The following is a 492-nucleotide window of genomic DNA, read 5'->3' on the forward strand; positions in this document are numbered from 1 at the left end:
TATGTTCTCTCCGTCTTGTTCAACCACATGTCATTCATCGAACCTTTTGCAATTTGCATTGGATACACATGCTCTAAAGGATCAACATAAACGTTGATAAATACCAACTTGTCTTTCATTGCGAACGCTTTCTCTAAGGTAGACTCTAATTCGTCTAGCTTATTGACCGTCATACCCACATGACCATAAGACTCAACCAACTTAGTAAAGTCAGGCAATGAGTCCATGTAAGAATGAGAGTGACGAGATTCGTAATTCATGTCCTGCCATTGCTTAACCATACCTAGAGCTTGGTTGTTCAATAGCAAAACTTTCAAAGGAAGGTCATATTGCTTACACGTTGATAGCTCTTGAATATTCATTTGAATAGAGCCTTCACCGGTAACACACACAACTTCTTCATCAGGATGAGTCAGTTTAATACCCATTGCCGCAGGCAAACCAAAGCCCATCGTCCCCAAACCGCCAGAATTGATCCAACGATTAGGCTTA

At 40.9% G+C, this 492-nt stretch carries 1 protein-coding gene; it reads right to left on the reverse strand.

Annotated features, from left to right (window positions below; genetic code table 11):
* The coding region (locus A3762_RS06955) for a thiamine pyrophosphate-dependent enzyme (protein WP_231878756.1) at window positions 1-492 on the reverse strand (492 nt) is incomplete at both ends.

It is taken from the genome of Oleiphilus sp. HI0125 (genome assembly GCF_001635355.1).